The sequence below is a fragment of the Streptomyces sp. CA-249302 genome (assembly GCF_050936785.1).
Lineage (GTDB): Bacteria > Actinomycetota > Actinomycetes > Streptomycetales > Streptomycetaceae > Streptomyces.
This window is the reverse complement of the sequence record NZ_JBNJMG010000001.1, coordinates 7532918-7551168: the sequence shown is the minus strand read 5'-3', so window position 1 is coordinate 7551168 and position 18251 is coordinate 7532918. Positions and strand designations below refer to the sequence as shown.

At 70.7% G+C, this 18251-nt stretch carries 15 protein-coding genes and 1 pseudogene; 2 read left to right on the top strand and 14 right to left on the bottom strand.

The window, feature by feature from the left end:
• Positions 1–3: 3 nt before the first annotated feature.
• From ACQEWB_RS34355 to ACQEWB_RS34325, 7 genes are all read right to left on the bottom strand, one after another.
• Complete coding sequence (locus ACQEWB_RS34355) at positions 4–192, bottom strand: DUF6191 domain-containing protein (protein ID WP_432837975.1); 189 nt, start codon at positions 190–192, stop codon at positions 4–6.
• A 21-nt stretch (positions 193–213) separates the two neighbouring features.
• Positions 214–3255 (bottom strand): helix-turn-helix transcriptional regulator, encoded by a 3042-nt coding sequence (locus ACQEWB_RS34350; RefSeq protein ID WP_432844175.1) that lies wholly within the window; start codon positions 3253–3255, stop codon positions 214–216.
• 230 nt (positions 3256–3485) lie between these two features.
• On the bottom strand, positions 3486–3671 hold the full coding sequence (locus ACQEWB_RS34345) for a hypothetical protein (RefSeq protein ID WP_432837973.1): 186 nt from the start codon (positions 3669–3671) through the stop codon (positions 3486–3488).
• Positions 3672–3867: 196 nt separating this feature from the next.
• Entirely contained in the window at positions 3868–4452 is a 585-nt protein-coding gene (locus ACQEWB_RS34340; RefSeq protein WP_432837971.1) for a hypothetical protein, read from the bottom strand.
• A gap of 72 nt (positions 4453–4524) precedes the next feature.
• Positions 4525–5100, bottom strand: coding sequence for a GNAT family N-acetyltransferase (locus ACQEWB_RS34335; protein WP_432837969.1), 576 nt, complete (start codon positions 5098–5100; stop codon positions 4525–4527).
• Complete coding sequence (locus tag ACQEWB_RS34330) at positions 5078–7306, bottom strand: MMPL family transporter (protein WP_432837967.1); 2229 nt, start codon at positions 7304–7306, stop codon at positions 5078–5080. Before ACQEWB_RS34330 ends, ACQEWB_RS34335 begins: the two co-directional genes overlap by 23 nt.
• A gap of 170 nt (positions 7307–7476) precedes the next feature.
• Positions 7477–7779, bottom strand: a complete 303-nt coding sequence (locus ACQEWB_RS34325; RefSeq protein WP_432837965.1) for a hypothetical protein — start codon at positions 7777–7779, stop codon at positions 7477–7479.
• Between the two features lie 123 nt (positions 7780–7902).
• On the opposite strand from ACQEWB_RS34325, the pseudogene ACQEWB_RS34320 reads away from it, so the two are divergent.
• Positions 7903–8696: pseudogene (locus ACQEWB_RS34320) on the top strand (SAM-dependent methyltransferase).
• Between the two features lie 69 nt (positions 8697–8765).
• On the opposite strand, the gene gatB reads toward ACQEWB_RS34320, so the two are convergent.
• The 5 genes from gatB to ACQEWB_RS34295 all read right to left on the bottom strand — a co-directional run bounded on the left by gatB (position 8766) and on the right by ACQEWB_RS34295 (position 12804).
• The gene (gene gatB, locus ACQEWB_RS34315; protein WP_432837963.1) at positions 8766–10280 is read right to left on the bottom strand and encodes an Asp-tRNA(Asn)/Glu-tRNA(Gln) amidotransferase subunit GatB; all 1515 of its coding nucleotides are present in this window, start codon (positions 10278–10280) and stop codon (positions 8766–8768) included.
• A gap of 15 nt (positions 10281–10295) precedes the next feature.
• Positions 10296–10535, bottom strand: coding sequence for a hypothetical protein (locus ACQEWB_RS34310; protein ID WP_432837961.1), 240 nt, complete (start codon positions 10533–10535; stop codon positions 10296–10298).
• Positions 10532–12034, bottom strand: a complete 1503-nt coding sequence (gene gatA / locus ACQEWB_RS34305; RefSeq protein ID WP_432837959.1) for an Asp-tRNA(Asn)/Glu-tRNA(Gln) amidotransferase subunit GatA — start codon at positions 12032–12034, stop codon at positions 10532–10534. Before gatA ends, ACQEWB_RS34310 begins: the two co-directional genes overlap by 4 nt.
• Positions 12035–12040: 6 nt before the next feature.
• Entirely contained in the window at positions 12041–12337 is a 297-nt protein-coding gene (gene gatC, locus ACQEWB_RS34300; protein ID WP_007384860.1) for an Asp-tRNA(Asn)/Glu-tRNA(Gln) amidotransferase subunit GatC, read from the bottom strand.
• A gap of 95 nt (positions 12338–12432) precedes the next feature.
• Positions 12433–12804, bottom strand: coding sequence for a DUF4267 domain-containing protein (locus ACQEWB_RS34295; RefSeq protein ID WP_432837956.1), 372 nt, complete (start codon positions 12802–12804; stop codon positions 12433–12435).
• Between the two features lie 88 nt (positions 12805–12892).
• On the opposite strand from ACQEWB_RS34295, the gene ACQEWB_RS34290 reads away from it, so the two are divergent.
• Entirely contained in the window at positions 12893–13474 is a 582-nt protein-coding gene (locus ACQEWB_RS34290; protein WP_432837954.1) for a TetR/AcrR family transcriptional regulator, read from the top strand.
• A 77-nt stretch (positions 13475–13551) separates the two neighbouring features.
• Here ACQEWB_RS34290 and ACQEWB_RS34285 read toward each other — a convergent pair whose 3' ends face one another.
• Together ACQEWB_RS34285 and ligA are read right to left on the bottom strand one after the other, a co-directional pair.
• Positions 13552–15789: a putative bifunctional diguanylate cyclase/phosphodiesterase gene (locus ACQEWB_RS34285; RefSeq protein ID WP_432837952.1), complete on the bottom strand. Its 2238-nt coding sequence runs from the start codon at positions 15787–15789 to the stop codon at positions 13552–13554.
• 260 nt (positions 15790–16049) lie between these two features.
• The gene (ligA, locus tag ACQEWB_RS34280) at positions 16050–18242 is read right to left on the bottom strand and encodes an NAD-dependent DNA ligase LigA (protein ID WP_432837950.1); all 2193 of its coding nucleotides are present in this window, start codon (positions 18240–18242) and stop codon (positions 16050–16052) included.
• Between the last annotated feature and the right edge of the window lie 9 nt (positions 18243–18251).

Below are 18251 nucleotides of genomic sequence, written 5' to 3'. Positions count from 1 at the left end.
CGCTCAGCCCTCGGCGGCATCGTCCTCGGCCGGGGGCGGCCGTCGTACGACGACCTTCCCGGACTCCAGGTCTATCGGCCCACGTCCGGGGTCGTTGTCCCCCACGTCCTCGCGGGTCAGCTCCAGTCGCTTCTTCTCCTCCCGGGTGTGTTTGCGGCTCGGTGCGAAGAGCTCCTCGAACATGTTGAACACGGTGCCTCCCTTGCGGGTCCCCTACCGGGCCGAGTCGAGGGCGTCGGCGGGAAACAGTCCGAGCCGGTGCGCCACCGCCGCGGCCTCTCCTCTACCTGAGACGCCGAGCTTGCCCAGAATGTTCGACACATGGACGCTGGCCGTCTTCGGGGAGATGAAGAGTTCCCCGGCGATCTGGCGGTTGGTGCGGCCGGCGGCGACCAGGCGCAGGACGTCGCGCTCCCGGCTGGTGAGGCCGAGGGCCTCGGCGGGGTCGGCGACCCTCTGGTCCGGGACGCGGGTCAGGGCCAGGCGGGCGCGCTGGGCGAGCAGGGCGACGGAGTCGGCGAGCGGGCGGGCGCCGAGGTGGTCGGCGACGGCGTGCGCGAGGCGCAGCAGCTCGGTGGCCCTGGCTCGCTCGTCGTCGTCGGCGGCGGCGGACGCCGTCAGCAGGGCTCCGGCCAGGCGGTGACGGAGGCGGGCGAGGTCGTAGGGGCGGTCCAGGCATTCGAAGGCGGTGACCACGTCCGACCAGGTGTCAGCAGTGTCGCGGCCCTCGGCGCGGGCGAGTTCGGCGCGGACCCACTGCTCGTGGGCGAGCCAGACGGGGGCGGCCGTGGCGAGCTGCTTGGCGGCCTCGCGGATGCGTTGGAGCGCCTCGGTGCGGCCCTGTCCGGCGACGGGCAGCAGCCGGGCGTCCGCCTCGGCGATCGCGGCACCGAGCAGCAGAGGCCAGCCGTAGCGGTGGGTGCCGGGCGGGAAGCCAGCGTCCAGAGCGTGCCGTACTTCGGCGCGGACGTCGAGGAGGCGGCCGTCGGTGGCGGCGACGCCGACGGCGATGGCGGCGAGCGGCAGGGACTGCTGGGGCATGGGGTCGTGTGTGCCGAAGTACCGCTCGGCGGCAGCCAGTCGGCGGGCCGCTTCGGGCACCTCGCCCCGGCCCAGGGCGACTTGGGCCAGTTTCAGGGCGCCCGCGCCCTGCGGTTTGGAGCTCTGGCCACGCCTCAGCGCCTGCTCCGCCGCCTCGACGGCCTCGTCCCAGCGACCCAGGGAGTACAGCGAGTCGGACAGGTTGGACCACACCCAGGCCTCGGTGTTCAGCAGGCCGTACTTCCGCGCGTGGGCGACGCCCTCTTCCAGGACGGGAACGGCCTCGGCGGAGCGGCCCACGGACTCCAGTTCCGAGGGCAGGTTGATGTGGCCGCGGCCGGCGACATAGTCGACACCCTCGGCCAGCGCCTGCTCCATGGCCGCACGCATCACCGTCAGTCCGGCCTCGATGTCTCCGGCGTCGACCATCAGGCCGCCGAGCGTGAGGCGGGCGTTCATCTCCGTCTCGCGGGCGCCCACCATCCGCGCGTACTCCACAGCGCGCTCCGCGGCGGACAGCGCGTCCGGCCCGGGTGCCCTCAGCATCGACCAGCCGGCGACGGCGGCCAGCACCTCAGCGTGCACCTCCGAGGGCGGCAGACCGCGCACCAGGTCCTGGGCGGTGGCGAGTTCCTTCCAGCCGTCGCCGCGGGCCTGGCTCTGCACCATCGTGGAGCGCTGCGTCCAGAACCAGGCGGCGCGCAGCGGATCGCCGTCGTCCTCCAGCAGGTGCAGGGCCCGCTTGGTGATCTTCAGGGCGCGTTCGCGTTCTCCGCAGAGCCGGCCGGCGACGGCGGCCTCGGCCATGAGGTCGAGGTAGCGCAGGGGGGTGGTGGCGGGGTCGCAGCCGCAGGGCGGGTAGACCTCGGTGTAGTCGATGGGGCGCAGTTGGTCCCGGACGGTCTCGGGGGCCGTGTCCCACAGCTCCATCGCCCGTTCCAGGAGCCGGAGTTGCTCGCTGTAGGCGTGCCGGCGGCGGGCCTCGACGGAGGCGTCGAGGACTGCGGGGAGGGCCTTGGCGGGGTCGTGGGCGTGGTACCAGTAGCTGGCCAGGCGCATGACGCGCTGGTCGGCGGGGACCAGCGTCGGGTCGGCCTCCAGGGCCTCGGCGTAGCGGCGGTTGAGGCGGGAGCGCTCGCCGGGCAGCAGGTCGTCGCTGACGGCCTCGCGGACCAGGGAGTGGCGGAAGCGGTAGCCGTCGGCGGCCGGGGTGGCGAGCAGGATGTTGGCGTTCACCGCGGCCCGCAGCGCCTCGATGAGGTCGTCCTCGGCGAGCCGGGCGACGGCGTCGAGCAGCCGGTACTCGACGGTGGAGCCGCCCTCGGCGACGATCCGGGCCACCCGCTGGGCGCTCTCCGGCATGCCCTCGACGCGGACCAGGAGCAGGTCGCGGAGGGAGTCGGTGAGGCCGGTGCCGCAGCCCTCGGTGGCGCAGACGGCGAGTTCCTCGACGAAGAAGGCGTTGCCGTCGGAGCGTTCGAAGATGTCGTCGACCTGGCCGGGGTCCGGTTCGGTGGCGAGGATGCCGGCTATCTGGCGGCCGACCTCCTCGCGGTTGAAGCGGCTCAGTTCGATACGGCGGACGGTGCGCAGCCGGTCGAGTTCGGCGAGGAGGGGGCGCAGCGGGTGGCGGCGGTGGATGTCGTCGGCGCGGTAGGTGGCGAGGACGACGAGGCGGCCGGTGCGCAGGGTGCGGAAGAGGTAGGCCAGGAGGTGGCGGGTGGAGGCGTCGGCCCAGTGCAGGTCCTCCAGGGCGACGACGACCGTGCGGTCGGCGGCGACGCGTTCCAGGACGCGGGCGGTGAGTTCGAAGAGGCGGGCCATGCCCTCCTCGTCGTGCCGTCCGCCGTTGGACTCGCCGATCTCGGGCAGCAGCCGGGTGAGCTCCTCCTCCTGACCGGCGGCCGCGGCGGCGAGCTCGTCCGGCAGTTCGCGGCGCAGGGCCCGCAGGGCGGTGGAGAAGGGGGCGAAGGGCAGGCCGTCCGCGCCGATCTCGACGCAGCCGCCGAGGGCGACGACGGCGCCCGCGCGGCAGGCCGCGGTGGCGAACTCCTCGACCAGCCGCGTCTTGCCGACCCCCGCCTCACCGCCGATCAGCAGGGCCTGGGGTTCGCCCGCGCCGGCCCGCGCGAGCGCCTCGTTCAACGTGTCGAGCTCCTCGCCTCGGCCGACGAACACGGGACTGACGGAATTGGTCTCCACGAGCCCGAGCATCGCACGGGGGTCCGACAGACGGGCACCGGTTTTCACCACGACGAGTCCCGCCCCAGCGGCGCCGGCCTGCACGACGGCGCTCCCTGCACCCCCTGCACCCGGATACCCGGCCGCCCCCGCCGCGGGCAGGTGCGGCGAGGGCGGAGGTGGGGTGAGTCTGGTTGCCGTACGGCTGCCGGGTTCCTGAGGGCGGCCCTCCCCCGCGGGGCCGCCCTCCCGGAGCCGGGGGCTCATGCGGCGCGGGAACGCAGCCGGCGGAGGCGAGGAGTATGGGACTCCTCCTCCCCGCTGTCGTGGCGGGCTGCCTCGCGGCGGGCGGCGCGGCGGGTGCGGGCGGCCTCGCGGGCCATGCGCTCCTGCTCGGCCTGCCGGATCAGCTCGGCGGAACGGATCTGCGAGATCTCGAACTCGTACATGGTGTGTCCCTCGTGAGAGTCGGTCTTCGGAGTCGCTTTCTGCGATGCCTCAACCTTCGTCTCCCAGGGGGGTGCGCCACATCGGGAGAGTTCCGCATCTTCCGAGGGGTGGGGGGCCTTAGACGCACCGAAGGGGCCCCAGGCGCTCCGTAAGGTGCTTACGGATGCCCTAAGGCCCCTCGTGACCTGCGGTGATTCAGCTCGCTGACGGCAGCGAGAGCAGGACGTCGGTGTACTTGAGGACGGCCAGGAGCAGGCCGAGGACGCCGAGGGCGACGCCGCCCCAGGAGACCGACTTGATCCAGGCGGCCTGCGGCTTGCCCGGGGCCCCGAAGGCGGGCCGGGCCAGCACCAGGACGCCGACGATCAGGCCGAGCAGGGCGAAGACCCCGCCCCAGAACGCGGTGGCGTGCCACGCCTGGCCGTAGCCCTCGTCGAGCAGCTTGGCGACGCTGGAGGACGAGGAGCTCTGGGCGTGCAGCTGGCCGACCAGCTGCTGGCGCTCGGACGCCAGGGTGCCGATCCAGCTGCCGGTCAGCGACACGAAGCCGAGCGCCGCGGAGACGACCGCTCCCGCGCCCTGGCCGACGCCGGCGGACTCGCCGGCGTCCTTGTCGACGCCGTTCTCCAGAAGCTCGGCCTCCGCGGCCTCGTCCTCGTCGATCTCCTCCTCGTTGGTCGTGTCGGCCGCCTCGGCTTCGGTGGCGTCCACCGTCTCCTCGTCGGGCTTCACTTCGGTGGCCTCGGTCACGGCCTCGTCATCAGTCTTGGTGGTTCCCATAACCTCGCACCGTACGGACGCTGGATGAGAGGTCTCTGAGTGATCGCGTGCGCGATCGCCGAGCCTCTGCTCTTACTGTTCTTCGTGATCGGCACGCACGCGGGCTGTACGCCACTCCGGGGCCAGAATCGACCACACCTCCGAGTCGTGCCGCACCCCACCATAGGGGTACGCCTCGCGGTGTACGCCATCGCGCTGGAATCCGAGCCTCCGGGCCACGTTCAGGCTGGGGAGGTTCCCCGAGGCGGCGATCCATTCGACGCGGTGGATGCCGCGTTCGTCCACCACCCAGTCGATCAGCACGCGCATCGCCCGGGTGATCAGCCCGCGTCCGGTCGCGGCGGGCTCCAGCCAGCAGCCGACCTCGGCGTTGCCGGCGGCCGCGTCGAAGTGCAGCGTCAGGACGCCGCCGACGAGCTTTCCGTCCAGCCAGATGCCGTGGGAGGAGCCGGTGTCGGCGGCGCGCATGTCGGCGTACCGCTGGAGTGTCGCGCGTGCGGAGGGCACGTCCACGGCCTGCTGCCCGAACGGGATGAACTGTCCGATGAACTCCCGTCCGCGCTCCAGGTTCGCCAGGAACTCCTCGGCGTGCCAGGGATCCAGCGGCCGCAGTTCGGCTCCGTCGTCACCCAGGGATATCGCGTACATCGCCCTGCTGCTCCTTCTCCAGTTCCGCCACGACGTCAGTGAGCCTCTCATGGCCGGCCCGGCACTCGGGCGGCTCGATGCTGATGCGGGGCAGCCGGGCGTCGAGCCAACGGGGCAGCCACCAGTTGGCGCCGCCGAGCATGTGCATGAGGGCCGGGACCAGGAGCGTGCGGAGGACGAAGGCGTCCAGGGCCACCGCGGAGGCGAGCGCGATGCCGAACATGGCGATCACGCGGTCGCCGCTGAGGACGAAGGCGAGGAAGACCGAGATCATGATGACCGCGGCGGAGTTGATGACGCGGCTGGTCTCGGCGAGGCCGACCCGTACGGCGCGCCGGTTGTCGCCGGTCTCCAGCCACTCCTCGTACATCCGGCTGACCAGGAAGACCTGGTAGTCCATGGAGAGCCCGAAGAGGACCGACACCATGATCACGGGGAGGAAGGGCTCGATCGGGCCCGCGCGGCCGAGGCCGAGCAGTTCGCTCCCCCAGCCCCACTGGAAGACCGCGACGACGATGCCGAAGGCGGCGGCGACCGCGGCGACGTTCATCGCGGCGGCCTTCACCGGGATGCCGATGGAGCGGAAGGCGAGCAGCAGGAGCAGACAGCCGAGGCCGATCACGACCCCGATGAACAGGGGCAGTTTGCCGACGATGACGTCCGCGAAGTCGTCGTACGAGGCCGTCACCCCGCCGACTTGCAGGTCCAGCGAGGTGCCGGTCTCGGCGCGCGCCAGCACCTCGGTGCGCAGCCGGTCGACGAGGTCACTGGTCTTCTGCGACTGGGGCGCGGACTCCGGGACGATCGTGAAGTACGCCGTGTCGCCGCCGGTGTTGTACGTCACCGGGGTCACCGAGGCGACGCCCTCGGTGGTGCGGATGGTGGCGTCGAGGTTGTCCAGGGCGAGCTTGTCCTCGGCGCCGTCGACGTGCGTGACGATCGTCAGCGGCCCGTTGACGCCGGGGCCGAAACCTTCCGCCAGGAGGTCGTAGGCCTGCCGGGTGGTGGACGACTTGGGGTCGTTGCCCTGGTCGGAGGTGCCGAGGTGGAGGGAGAGCGTGGGCAGCGCGAGGAGGGTCATGACGGCCAGCGCGACGATGCCGAGCACCTTGGGGTGGCGCTCCACGAACGCCGACCAGCGGTGCGCGAACCCGGTCGGGAGTTCGGGCTGCGGGCCGTGCTCGTCCAGCCGCCGCCGTTCACGTCGGCTGAGCGCGCGCATGCCGATGAAGGACAGCAGGGCGGGCAGCAGCGTCACGGAGGCGGCGACGGTCAGGACGACCGTCAACGAGGCGGCGATCGCCACCCCGTTGAGGAAGCTGAGCCGCAGGATCAGCATCCCCAGCAGGGCGATGCAAACCGTGGCACCCGCGAAGACCACGGCCCGTCCGGTCGTCGCCACGGCGCCCGTGGCCGCCTCGGTGACCGACAGCCCGCGTTTCAGCCCGCGCCGGTGTCGGGTCACGATGAACAGGGCGTAGTCGATGCCGACGCCGAGCCCGATCAGCATGCCGAGCATCGGTGCGAAGTCGGCGACGGTCATGGCGTGCCCGAGCAGCACGATCGCGCCGTAGGCGGTGCCGACGCTCACCAGCGCGGTGGCGATGGGCAGCACGGAGGCTGCGAGCGAGCCGAAGGCCAGGAACAGCACGGCGGCCGCGACGACCACACCGACGATCTCCGCCACATGCCCGCCGGCCGACTCGGTGAGAGCGACGGCGCTGCCGCCCAGCTCCACCTGGAGCCCGTCGGCCTCGGCGGCCTTGGCGGTGTGGACGACGGCCTCGGCCTCGGACTTGTCGATGTCCTCGGCGCTGTCCTCGAAGGTAACGGTGGCGTAGGCGGTGTGCCCGTCGGCGCTGATCCGGCCGGTGCCCTGGCCGTCGTAAGGACTGCTCACGGAGGCGACTCCGGGCAGGTCCGCGATCTTGTCGAGGGTGTCGGTCATCGTCTGTTCGACGTCGGCGGCGCGGACGGTGCCCGAGCCGGTGTGCCAGACAACGGTGTCGCTGTCGCCGCCGAGCCCCGGGAAGCCCTCCTGCAGCAGCTTGGTGGCGGCGCCGGACTCGGTGCCGGGGGCCTCGTAGTCGTTCGAGTAGGCGGAGCCGGTGACGGCGGCGGCCGTGCCGACTCCGACGAGGACGAGAAGCCACACCGCGACCGCGACGAGACGGTGCCGAACACACCAGCGTGCAAGGGCTGCCACGAACCAGCTCCCGGGGCGATATCTGGATCTTTGACCGGGAACAGCCCGCAAAGAACGCATGAGCAAGGTGAGAACACTCTTGCAGGCAGAAATGATCCTTTACGCCATTCGTGCGCCGATTCACAAGAGTGGGAGGCAGATCACAGGACAGTAACGACGACTCTGTCACCTCAGTCGAACTGGTCCCCCAGCGCCATCACCATCACTCCGACGATCAGCAGCCACAGCGCCCGCCGGGTGCGCCCCCGGGAGCCGAGCACGGCGGCCAGGGCACAGACGGCGGCGCCGAAGCCATAGGCACCGGGCACCACGGCGGGCGCCGACCCGGTCAGCCGGAGCAGGGACGCGGCCAGACCCGCCAGGGTCAGCAGCGTTCCCGTGCCGGCCGCCGTCCAGCGGGCCCGGCGGGCGTCGTAGGTCGTGTCCATGAAGTCCTCGACGTCCCGTATCTCGGAATCATCTCGTCCGCTCATGGCGCGGGAGCCTAGCGCGTCCTCCTGAGAAACCGGGTGCGGAGGCCCTCGTTTGAAGGTACGACGGACCTCCTACGTATCCCCTTGCGCTGCCCCGGATTCCAGGACCCAAGGAGCCCGCTCATCGTGACCGAACCCGCACTCGGCAAGTTGGACGCCCGCCTGAACCACCCGAGTTACCCGCGCAGCAGCCAGTACGACGCCCGCTGGGTCGTCGACAACCAGATGGGCCCGAACGCCCTGTGGCTGCTGGAATGGCTGGCCCCCGCCCTCGGTCTGGACACCCTGCGCCCCTGCGCACGCGTCCTCGACCTGGGCTGCGGCCGGGCCATGACCTCGGTCTTCCTGGCCCGGGAGTTCCACGCCCAGTCACCGCGGCCGACCTGTGGGTCAAGCCGGACGAGAACGCCGGGCGCATCGCCGAGGCCGGCTTCGCCGACCGGGTGCAGCCCGTGCACACCGAGGCGCACGACCTGCCCTTCGCGGAGGGCACCTTCGACGCGGTCGTGAGCATCGACGCGTACCAGTACTTCGGCACCGCCGACCTCTACCTGCCCACCCTCGCCCGCCTGCTCAAGCCGGGCGGCCGGATCGGCGTCGTCGTACCGGCCCTTCGGGAAGAGCCCGAGGGCGCCGAACCGCCGGAGCATCTCAAGCCCTGGTGGGAGCCCGACTTCTGGTGCTTCCACTCCGCGGACTGGTGGCGCCGCCACTGGACCCGCAGCGGTGCCGTGGAGGTCGAGGCGGCCGACTGGCAGCCGGACGGCTGGAAGGACTGGCTGCTGTGGTGCGAGATCGTCGCGGAGGAGAGCCCGGAGGAGTTCCACCGCACGATGGCCCGCCGGGTCGGCGAGATGGTCCGCAAGGACGCCGGCCGCACGCTGGGTTTCGTACGGGTCGTGGGACGCCGTAAGTAGACAGCCGTAAGGCGGACAGGGTTACGGCCCCGGAGGGCATCCCTCCGGGGCCGTACCGTCTGTCGCTGCTCAGCCCTCGCTGACGCCGAGCTTCTCCAGGATCAGCTCCTTGACGCGGGCCGCGTCGGCCTGGCCGCGGGTGGCCTTCATGACCGCGCCGACCAGGGCACCGGCCGCGGCGACCTTGCCGGAGCGGATCTTGTCGGCGATGCCCGGGTTGCCGGCGATGGCCTCGTCGACGGCCGTGCCGAGCGCCGAGTCGTCGGACACGACCTTGAGGCCGCGCTTCTCGACGACCTCGTCCGGGGAGCCCTCGCCCGCGAGGACGCCCTCGATGACCTGGCGGGCCAGCTTGTCGTTGAGGTCGCCCTTCGAGACGAGCTCGGAGACGCGGGCGACCTGCACCGGCGTGATGGCGAGCTCGTCCAGCGACGTGCCGGACTCGTTGGCGCTGCGCGCCAGTTCGCCCATCCACCACTTGCGGGCGGAGGCCGCGTCGGCACCGGCGTCGATGGTGGCGACGATCGGGTCCAGCGCACCGGCGTTGAGGATCGCCTGCATGTCGAGGGCCGTGATGCCCCACTCGGCGACGAGGCGGTTGCGGCGGGCCAGCGGCAGCTCGGGCAGACCGGCGCGGATCTCCTCGACCCACTCACGGGACGGGGCGACCGGCACCAGGTCCGGCTCCGGGAAGTACCGGTAGTCCTCGGCCTCCTCCTTCACGCGGCCCGAGGTCGTCGACCCGGTGTCCTCGTGGAAGTGCCGGGTCTCCTGGATGATCGTCCCGCCGCTGTTCAGCACGGCGGCGTGCCGCTGGATCTCGAAACGGGCGGCCCGCTCCACGGAGCGCAGCGAGTTGACGTTCTTGGTCTCGCTCCGCGTGCCGAACTTCTCGCGGCCGTGCGGGCGCAGCGACAGGTTCACGTCGCAGCGCATCTGGCCCATCTCCATGCGGGCTTCCGACACACCGAGCGCCTTGATGAGCTCGCGCAGTTCGGCGACGTACGCCTTCGCGACCTCGGGAGCGCGCTCGCCGGCACCCTCGATCGGCTTGGTGACGATCTCGATGAGCGGGATGCCGGCACGGTTGTAGTCGAGCAGCGAGTGCGAGGCGCCGTGGATACGGCCCGTCGCGCCGCCCACGTGGGTCGACTTGCCGGTGTCCTCCTCCATGTGGGCGCGCTCGATCTCCACGCGGAAGGTCTCGCCGTCCTCCAGCTGTACGTCGAGGTAGCCGTTGAAGGCGATCGGCTCGTCGTACTGGGAGGTCTGGAAGTTCTTCGGCATGTCCGGATAGAAGTAGTTCTTCCGGGCGAAGCGGCACCACTCGGCGATCTCGCAGTTCAGCGCGAGACCGATCTTGATCGCCGACTCGACGCCGGTCGCGTTGACGACCGGGAGCGCGCCGGGCAGGCCGAGGCAGGTGGGGCAGGTCTGCGTGTTGGCGTCCTGACCGAGCTCGGTCGAACAGCCGCAGAACATCTTGGTCTTGGTGCCGAGTTCGACATGGACCTCGAGGCCCATGACGGGGTCGTACGACGCGAGAGCGTCCTCGTACGACTCCAGGTCGGTCGTGGTGGTCACGGTGAAACTTCCCTCTCAGCCCAGCAGGACGTCGTCGTCGCCCAGTCGCTTCAGCTCGCGGTACAGGATGGCGAGGCCGGTGACGATCGCGACCGCGGAGACGGTGGCGTCGACCAGCCGGAGCGTGTCCTGCTCGGCGCGGGCCTTCTTGATCTGCTTGGCGACACCGACCGCGCCGAACACGGTGGTGGCCATCGACAGGTACGTACCGGACTTGGACTTCTTGAAGTCCTTCGCCTTGGTCAGCTTGCTCACAGCGACGGAGCCTCCTCGAGGAGCGGGTGCCCCCACTTTTCCACGAAGGCGGCCTCGACGGCGGCGCCGACCTTGTAAAGACGGTCGTCCTTCAGCGCCGGCGCGATGATCTGCAGCCCGACCGGGAGGTTGTCCTCCGGGGCGAGACCGCAGGGCAGCGACATGGCCGCGTTGCCCGCCAGGTTGGTCGGGATGGTGCACAGGTCGGCCAGGTACATCGCCATCGGGTCGTCGGCACGCTCGCCGATCGCGAAGGCGGTGGTCGGCGTCGTGGGCGACACGATGACGTCCACCTGCTCGAAGGCCTTCTCGAAGTCGCGCGTGATGAGCGTGCGGACCTTCTGGGCGGAGCCGTAGTAGGCGTCGTAGTAGCCGCTCGACAGCGCGTAGGTGCCGAGCATGATGCGGCGCTTGACCTCGGGTCCGAAGCCCGCCTCACGGGTGATCGAGGTGACCGCCTCGGCGGAGTTGGTGCCGTCGTCGCCGGCCCGGAGGCCGTAGCGGAGCCCGTCGAAACGGGCGAGGTTCGACGAACACTCGCTCGGCGCGATCAGGTAGTACGCCGACAGGGCCAGGTCGAAGGACGGGCAGTCCAGCTCGACGATCTCGGCGCCGAGGTCCTTCAGCAGGGCGACGGACTCGTCGAACCGCTGGATGACGCCGGCCTGGTAGCCCTCGCCGCGGAACTGCTTGACGACGCCGACGCGCATGCCCTCGACGCTGCCGTTGCGGGCGGCCTCGACGACCGCCGGGACGGGCGCGTCGATCGACGTGGAGTCGAGCGGGTCGTGCCCGGCGATGACCTCGTGGAGCAGCGCCGCGTCCAGGACGGTACGGGCGCAGGGCCCGCCTTGGTCGAGGGAGGAGGAGAAGGCGACCATGCCGAAGCGGGACACGGCCCCGTACGTTGGCTTGACGCCCACCGTGCCGGTGACGGCGGCCGGCTGGCGGATGGAACCGCCGGTGTCGGTGCCGATGGCGAGGGGAGCCTGGAAGGAGGCGAGCGCGGCACTCGACCCACCACCGGAACCGCCGGGGATCTTGGTCAGGTCCCAGGGGTTGCCGGTCGGGCCGTAGGCGCTGTTCTCGGTGGAGGACCCCATGGCGAACTCGTCCATGTTGGTCTTGCCGAGAATGACGACGTCGGCGGCCTTGAGGCGCTTGGTGAGGGTGGCGTCGTAGGGCGGGATCCACCCTTCGAGGATCTTCGAGCCGACGGTGGTCGGGATCCCCTCGGTGGTGAAGATGTCCTTGAGCGCGAGCGGGACACCGGCGAGGGGCCCGAGCTTCTCCCCTCGCTCCCGCTTCTCGTCGACGGCACGGGCCTGGGCGAGCGCACCCTCGCGGTCGACGTGGAGGAAGGCGTGCACCTTCTCGTCGACGGCCTCGATGCGGGCGAGGTGGGCCTCGGCGACCTGCACGGCCGTGAGTTCACCGGAAGCGATCTTCGCGGCGGTCTCGGCGGCGGTGAGCTTGATGATGTTGACGTGGTCCGTCATGGCTTCTTAGTCCTCCCCCAGGATCTGCGGCACCTTGAAACGCTGCTGCTCCTGGGCCGGGGCGCCGGAGAGCGCCTGCTCGGGGGTGAGCGACGGACGGACCTCGTCCGCCCGCATGACGTTGGTCAGCGGGAGCGGGTGCGAGGTCGGCGGTACGTCTTGGTCGGCGACCTCGCTGACGCGGGCCACCGCGCCGATGATGTCGTCCAGCTGTCCCGCGAAGTGTTCGAGCTCTTCGGGCTTCAGCTCCAGACGCGCCAGCCGGGCGAGGTGGGCGACCTCCTCGCGCGTGATGCCAGGCATGCAGCGTTCCTCTGGGGTGAGTGTGTGTGGTTTGGGCCCAATCCTAGGGGGCAGGGGCCTCCGGCCGTTAAACGGTTTCCTCTACGGCCGGAGGGTCAGGCCAGGAAGAGCAGCCCGGCGCTGATGAGTACCACCACCGCCGTGGCGAAGTGGATCCCGAAGGCCACTGCCTTCGTACCGCCGTTGCGCAGGACTATCAGGGTGTCGCCCAGGGGCACGAGCGCCACGCAGAGCATCATCCAGGCCGCGGCGTCCGCGCCGGCGAAGGCCAGCAGCGCGAGGCCCACGAGGCCGAGGGTGCCGTCCCGTGTGCCCTTGATCGTGAGGTAGGCGCCGGCGTCCCCCGCGGGGTCGGCCGGGACGCCGTAGCCGGTGGCGGCGGGGCGCGGCTGGAACAGGAACCGGTAGCCGAGGAACAGGCAGAACAGGTCGAGCAGGACGGCCAGGGTGTACGCGGTCGCAGTCATGTTCGTTTCTCCTCGCTAGCAACGCTAGGGACAAGAGCGAAGCTAGCAGAGCGCCGACAGATTGGCTAGCACTGCTAGAATCCCTCGTATGTCGATCCAGACGCGCCGCGAGCGCGAACGAGCGGACCGCGAACGGCTGATCGTCACGGCTGCGCGGGAACTGGCGGAGGCGGAGGGTTGGGACGCGGTGACGACCCGACGCCTGGCAGCGGAGATCGAGTACAGCCAGCCGGTCCTCTACAGCCACTTCAAGGGCAAGGACGCGATCATGACGGCGGTGGCGGTCCAGGGCTGCGCGGACCTGGCGGAAGAGCTGCGGGTGGCGCGGACGGCAGCGAAGGGCTCACGCGAGTCCCTGGCGGCAGTGGGCGGGGCCTACACGTCCTTCGGCCACCGCCGCCCGGCCCTGTACGACGCGATGTTCACCCACGCGGTTGACTTGCCGTTCGCCACACCTGAGGCGCCGGAGCCCCTCCAGGCGGCGTTCGGAGAACTGGCCCAGGCGGTGGAGCCGATCGCGGCGAAGGGCGAGGACGTAGGACTGCTGACGGAGACGTACTGGGCGGGCCTACATGGTCTGGTGACGCTGATGCGGAGTGGTCGACTGCCGGAGGAGGCGCACGAGCAGAGACTGGCCCTACTGATCGCCCACTTCACAACAACGCCGTAAAGGGGCGCGGGGCTGTATCGATACGAGCGACGCCCACCCCTCAGTTGGCTGTAACGGGCGGGCGCGGGTGGGAAAAACTACTCGGCGGCCGGCAACGCAGCCCGTGGCCGCTGCCAACCCCGAGACCCCCGCGCCCGCAACCACGCCGTGGTCTCCTCCGCCGGCATCGCGGCCGCGACCAGCCACCCCTGCACAGCGTCACACCCCAGATCCCGCAACCGCTCCCACGTCTCGTCGTCCTCCACACCCTCCGCGACGACGAGCAACCCCAACGAATGCGCCAGATCCACCGTGCACCGCACGATCTCCGCGTCCTCCGTGTCAACAGCCAGCCGAGCCACGAACGACCGGTCGATCTTCAGCTCACTCACCGGCAACCGCCGCAGATGCACCAGCGACGAATACCCCGTACCGAAGTCGTCCAGCGACATCTTCACGCCGTGCCCGGTCAACCCGGCCAAGGTGTCGGCGGCCCGCTGCGGATCCTCCAGCAGCACATGCTCGGTTATCTCCAACTGGAGCGCCCCCGCAGGAACCCCGTGCCGAGCGAGCCGCGCCGCCACCGACCCCGCGAAGCCCGGCGTGTGCACATCCCGCGGCGAGACATTGACCGCGACCGGCACATGCAGCCCCTGCGCCCGCCACTTGGCCACCTGCCCGAGCGCCGTCTCCAGCACGTACTCGGTCAGATGAGGCATCAGCCCGGACGACTCGGCGATCGCTATGAACTCGTCCGGCGGCACCTTCCCCCGCTCGGGATGCACCCACCGCACCAGCGCCTCGAGTCCGGCGACCTGTCCGTCGAAGCGGACCTTCGGCTGGTAGTGCAACTGCACCTCGTGCGCGTCCAGCGCCCGCCGTAGATCACCGAGCAGCCCCAGCCGGTCCGGCGTGTTCGAGTCCCGCTTGGACTCGTACACCTCGACGCCCGTACGGTCCCGCTTCGCCTGGTACATGGCGACGTCCGCCCGCCGCAGCAGCCCCTCCGCATCCAGCGCGTGGTCGGGGAAGACGGCGACGCCCGCACTCGCCTCCAGGACGAGCGTCAGCCCGTCGAGGTCGAGGGGGGAGCTGAGTTCGGCCACGAGACCGCGGGCCACCCGCGTCGCGGACGTCGTGGAGTCGGCGACGGGCAGTAAAACGGCGAACTCGTCGCCGCCGAGCCGCGCGGCCTCCGCCCCGCGCGGCAGCGCGACCCGCAGCCGGTCCGCTATCTGCAGCAGCAGCCGGTCGCCGGCGAGATGCCCGAGCGTGTCGTTGACGGACCGGAAGCGGTCCAGGTCGATGAGCATCAGGGCGGAGCGGGCACCGATCCGCTCGGCGTCGTCCAGCGCGGTCCAGATGCGCTCCAGCAGCCACTGCCGGTTGGGCAGCCCGGTCAGCGGGTCGCGCAGCTGCTCCTCGGCCCGGGCGCGGGCGATCCACAGCGTGGAGTCGAGGGCGATCAGCGGGATCGAGAACAGCGGCAGCAGCACCGGCTGGGCGACGGCGACCACGCAGACCAACGGGGCGATGCCGAGCAGCGCGACCGCGACCAGGCCGTGTCTGACCAGGGCGGTGCGGGCGACGGTGGGCAGTCCGCGGTGGCGCGGGGCGTGCACGTACCAGAGGAGGGTGCGGGTGACGAGGAGGTAGGCGGTGGCGACCAGCACCACTTCGGGGGCGGTGTAGATGGTCCAGGTGTCCGGGTTCCAGGGCTTCTCCACGGACGGCACCCGGCCGAAGACGCCGAGCACGAGGGCGCCGGCGCCGATGCCGAGGATGTCCACCGCGCCGTGCAGCACGCCCTGCCGCCAGCGGTTGCGCCGGGCTATGCCGACCAGCACGACGACGGTGAGGCTGACCATGCCGGCGGGGACCCAGCCGTAGAGCATCAGGACGGCGAGGGTGAGGGCGGCGCCGGAGCCCGTGCCGCCCCACCAGCGGGAGCGGCCGAGCATGACCAGGTGGCCGACGATGATGCCGGTGAGGACGGCGAGGGACCAGCCGACGGTGCCGGACGGGAAGAGCGCGTGGGTGCCGGTGAACGCTCGGTAGAAGCCGGCGCCGAGGACGAAGGAGGCCGCCCCGACGACGGCCGCGGGCAGCGCCGGCCAGGACGGGTGCTGTTCGTGTTCCGTGTCCGGCAGTCCGTGCGTGTGACCGGTGAGCGGTGGCACACCGCGGGTCTCCGTCACGGTGTACTGTCCGGTGCCGCGCCCCTCCGCGGCCGGACGCTCCGGGGGCCGCACGGCCCACCGGCTCGCCCGCCAGGCGCCGGTGGCCCGGAGCCGGCGCAGCCGTGAGTCCGGGGCGGCGCTCTCGGTCGGTTCCATTCCCGTCCCTCTCACAGCCGGCGGTGCCCACGCCACGCGGCCCGATGCCCGACATCCATCAACGGCGGCCGCGTTGGAAAACCCTTCCCCTTGCTCATCAGGAGCACGAGGATGCCCCAACCGCAGCTGGGCACGGCAGGCGCACACCTCAACAGTAGGCCGCAGAAGGCTTCCACGGGCAGCGGTCGTCCACGGTTGCCCGAATGCGACCCGGCCACCCGTATGCATCTGGTATGCGCCGATCGGGTGGCCTTCAACCGCTACTCCTCTGTGGGGAGTGCCACTTCGGCCGCCGCTTCCGGTCCCTGTTCCAACAGGACGTTGAACCCTTCCTCGTTCAGAACAGGCACCTTGAGCTGCATCGCCTTGTCGTACTTGGAACCAGGATTGTCACCCACGACCACGAAAGAAGTCTTCTTCGAAACCGAACCGGTCACTTTCGCTCCCCGGGTTTGCAGCGCCTCCTTGGCCCCGTCCCGCGTGAAGTGCTCCAGAGTGCCGGTGACGACGACGGTCATCCCTTCCAGCGGACGCGGGCCCTCGTCCTCGCCGGAGCCCTCCTCCTCCATACGCACGCCGGCCGCGCGCCACTTGCGGAGGATCTCCTGGTGCCACTCCTCGGCGAACCACTCCTTGAGGGAGGCGGCGATGATCCCGCCGACCCCGTCGGTGTTCGCCAGCTCCTCCTCCGTGGCCTGCTCGATGCGCTCGATCGAGCGGAACTCGCGGGCCAGCGCCTCCGCGGCGACCGGGCCGACATGACGGATCGACAGACCGGTGAGGACGCGGGCGAGCGGGCGTTCCTTGGCCGCGGCGATGTTCTCCAGCATGGCTACCGCGTTCTTCTTCGCCTCGCCCTGCTGGTTGGCGAAGACCGTGGCGATCTTCTCCTCGCCGGTCTTCGGGTCGCGCTTGGGCAGGCCGCTGTCCTGGTCGAGGACGTACGCCTTGATGGGCAGCAGCTGCTCGACGGTGAGGTCGAACAGGTCGCCCTCGTCGGTCAGCGGCGGGTCGGCCGGCTCCAGCGGCTTGGTCAGGGCGGCCGCGGCGACGTAACCGAAGTGCTCGATGTCCAGCGACTTGCGGCCCGCGAGGTAGAAGAGGCGCTCGCGCAACTGGGCCGGGCAGCTCTGCGCGTTGGGGCAGCGCAGATCGACGTCGGCCTCCTTCATCGGCTTCAGCGGAGTCTGGCATTCCGGACACTTCTCCGGCATGACGAAGGGCTTCTCGCTGCCGTCGCGCAGGTCGACGACCGGCCCGAGGATCTCCGGGATGACGTCACCGGCCTTGCGCAGCACGACGGTGTCGCCGATCAGGACGCCCTTCGCCTTGACGACGTCCTGGTTGTGCAGGGTGGCGAACTCGACCTCCGAGCCGGCCACCGTCACCGGCTCGACCTGGGCGTACGGCGTGACCCGGCCCGTACGCCCCACGCCGACGCGGATGTTGATGAGCTTGGTGTTGACCTCTTCCGGCGCGTACTTGTACGCGATCGCCCAGCGCGGGGCGCGGGAGGTGGAGCCGAGGCGGCCCTGGAGCGGGATCTCGTCGAGCTTGACGACCACGCCGTCGATCTCGTGCGCCACCGAGTGCCGGTTCTCGCCGTAGTACGCGATGAACTCCCGTACGCCGTCGAGTCCGTCGACCACCCTGTTGTGCCCGGAGGTGGGCAGGCCCCAGGTCTTGAGCAGGTCGTAGCCCTGGGACAGGCGGGTCAGGCCCTCGAAGCCCTCCAGGACGCCGATGCCGTGGACGACCATGTGGAGCGGGCGGGTGGCGGTGATGCGCGGGTCCTTCTGGCGCAGTGAACCCGCCGCCGCGTTGCGCGGGTTGGCGAAGGGCTTGTCGCCGGCCTCCACCAGGCGGGCGTTGAGCTCCTCGAACTTCTCCATCGGGAAGTAGACCTCGCCGCGGATCTCCACGAGGTCGGGAACCTTGTCGCCCTCAAGCCTGTCCGGAATCTCCTTGATTGTGCGGACATTTGGAGTGATGTCCTCGCCGGTGCGGCCGTCGCCGCGGGTCGCCGCACGGGTGAGGCGGCCGTGCTCGTAGGTGAGGTTGACGGCGAGGCCGTCGACCTTGAGCTCGCACAGGAGGTGGTAGACGGTGCCGCCGACGTCCTTGGCGACCCGCTCGGCCCAGGCGGCCAGCTCCTCGTCGCTGAACGCGTTGTCCAGGGAGAGCATCCGCGAGAGGTGCTGGACCGAGGTGAACTCGGTCTCGTACGCCCCCGCGACCTTCTGCGTCGGCGAGTCCGGCGTCCGCAGCTCCGGGTGCTTCTCCTCCAATGCCTCCAAAGAACGCAGGAGTTTGTCGAAGTCCGCGTCGCTGATGACCGGAGCGTCGTTCACGTAGTACCGGAAGCGGTGCTCCTCGATCTGCTCAGCGAGCTGCGCGTGCTGCTCCCGTGCCTCGGCGGGCACCGTCGTCTCCGCTTGCTTTTCGCCGGCCACCGTCATGTC

Excerpts from the sequence above, each read along its gene's own strand:
- ACQEWB_RS34345 (WP_432837973.1), bottom strand. The coding sequence starts at position 3,671 with ATGTACGAGTTCGAGATCTCGCAGATCCGTTCCGCCGAGCTGATCCGG.
- ACQEWB_RS34325 (WP_432837965.1), bottom strand. The coding sequence starts at position 7,779 with ATGAGCGGACGAGATGATTCCGAGATACGGGACGTCGAGGACTTCATG.
- ACQEWB_RS34290 (WP_432837954.1), top strand. The coding sequence starts at position 12,893 with ATGTCGATCCAGACGCGCCGCGAGCGCGAACGAGCGGACCGCGAACGG.
- ACQEWB_RS34350 (WP_432844175.1), bottom strand. The coding sequence starts at position 3,255 with ATGCTCGGGCTCGTGGAGACCAATTCCGTCAGTCCCGTGTTCGTCGGC.
- gatC (WP_007384860.1), bottom strand. The coding sequence starts at position 12,337 with ATGCCTGGCATCACGCGCGAGGAGGTCGCCCACCTCGCCCGGCTGGCG.
- gatA (WP_432837959.1), bottom strand. The coding sequence starts at position 12,034 with ATGACGGACCACGTCAACATCATCAAGCTCACCGCCGCCGAGACCGCC.
- ACQEWB_RS34335 (WP_432837969.1), bottom strand. The coding sequence starts at position 5,100 with ATGTACGCGATATCCCTGGGTGACGACGGAGCCGAACTGCGGCCGCTG.
- ACQEWB_RS34285 (WP_432837952.1), bottom strand. The coding sequence starts at position 15,789 with ATGGAACCGACCGAGAGCGCCGCCCCGGACTCACGGCTGCGCCGGCTC.
- ACQEWB_RS34340 (WP_432837971.1), bottom strand. The coding sequence starts at position 4,452 with ATGGGAACCACCAAGACTGATGACGAGGCCGTGACCGAGGCCACCGAA.
- ACQEWB_RS34295 (WP_432837956.1), bottom strand. The coding sequence starts at position 12,804 with ATGACTGCGACCGCGTACACCCTGGCCGTCCTGCTCGACCTGTTCTGC.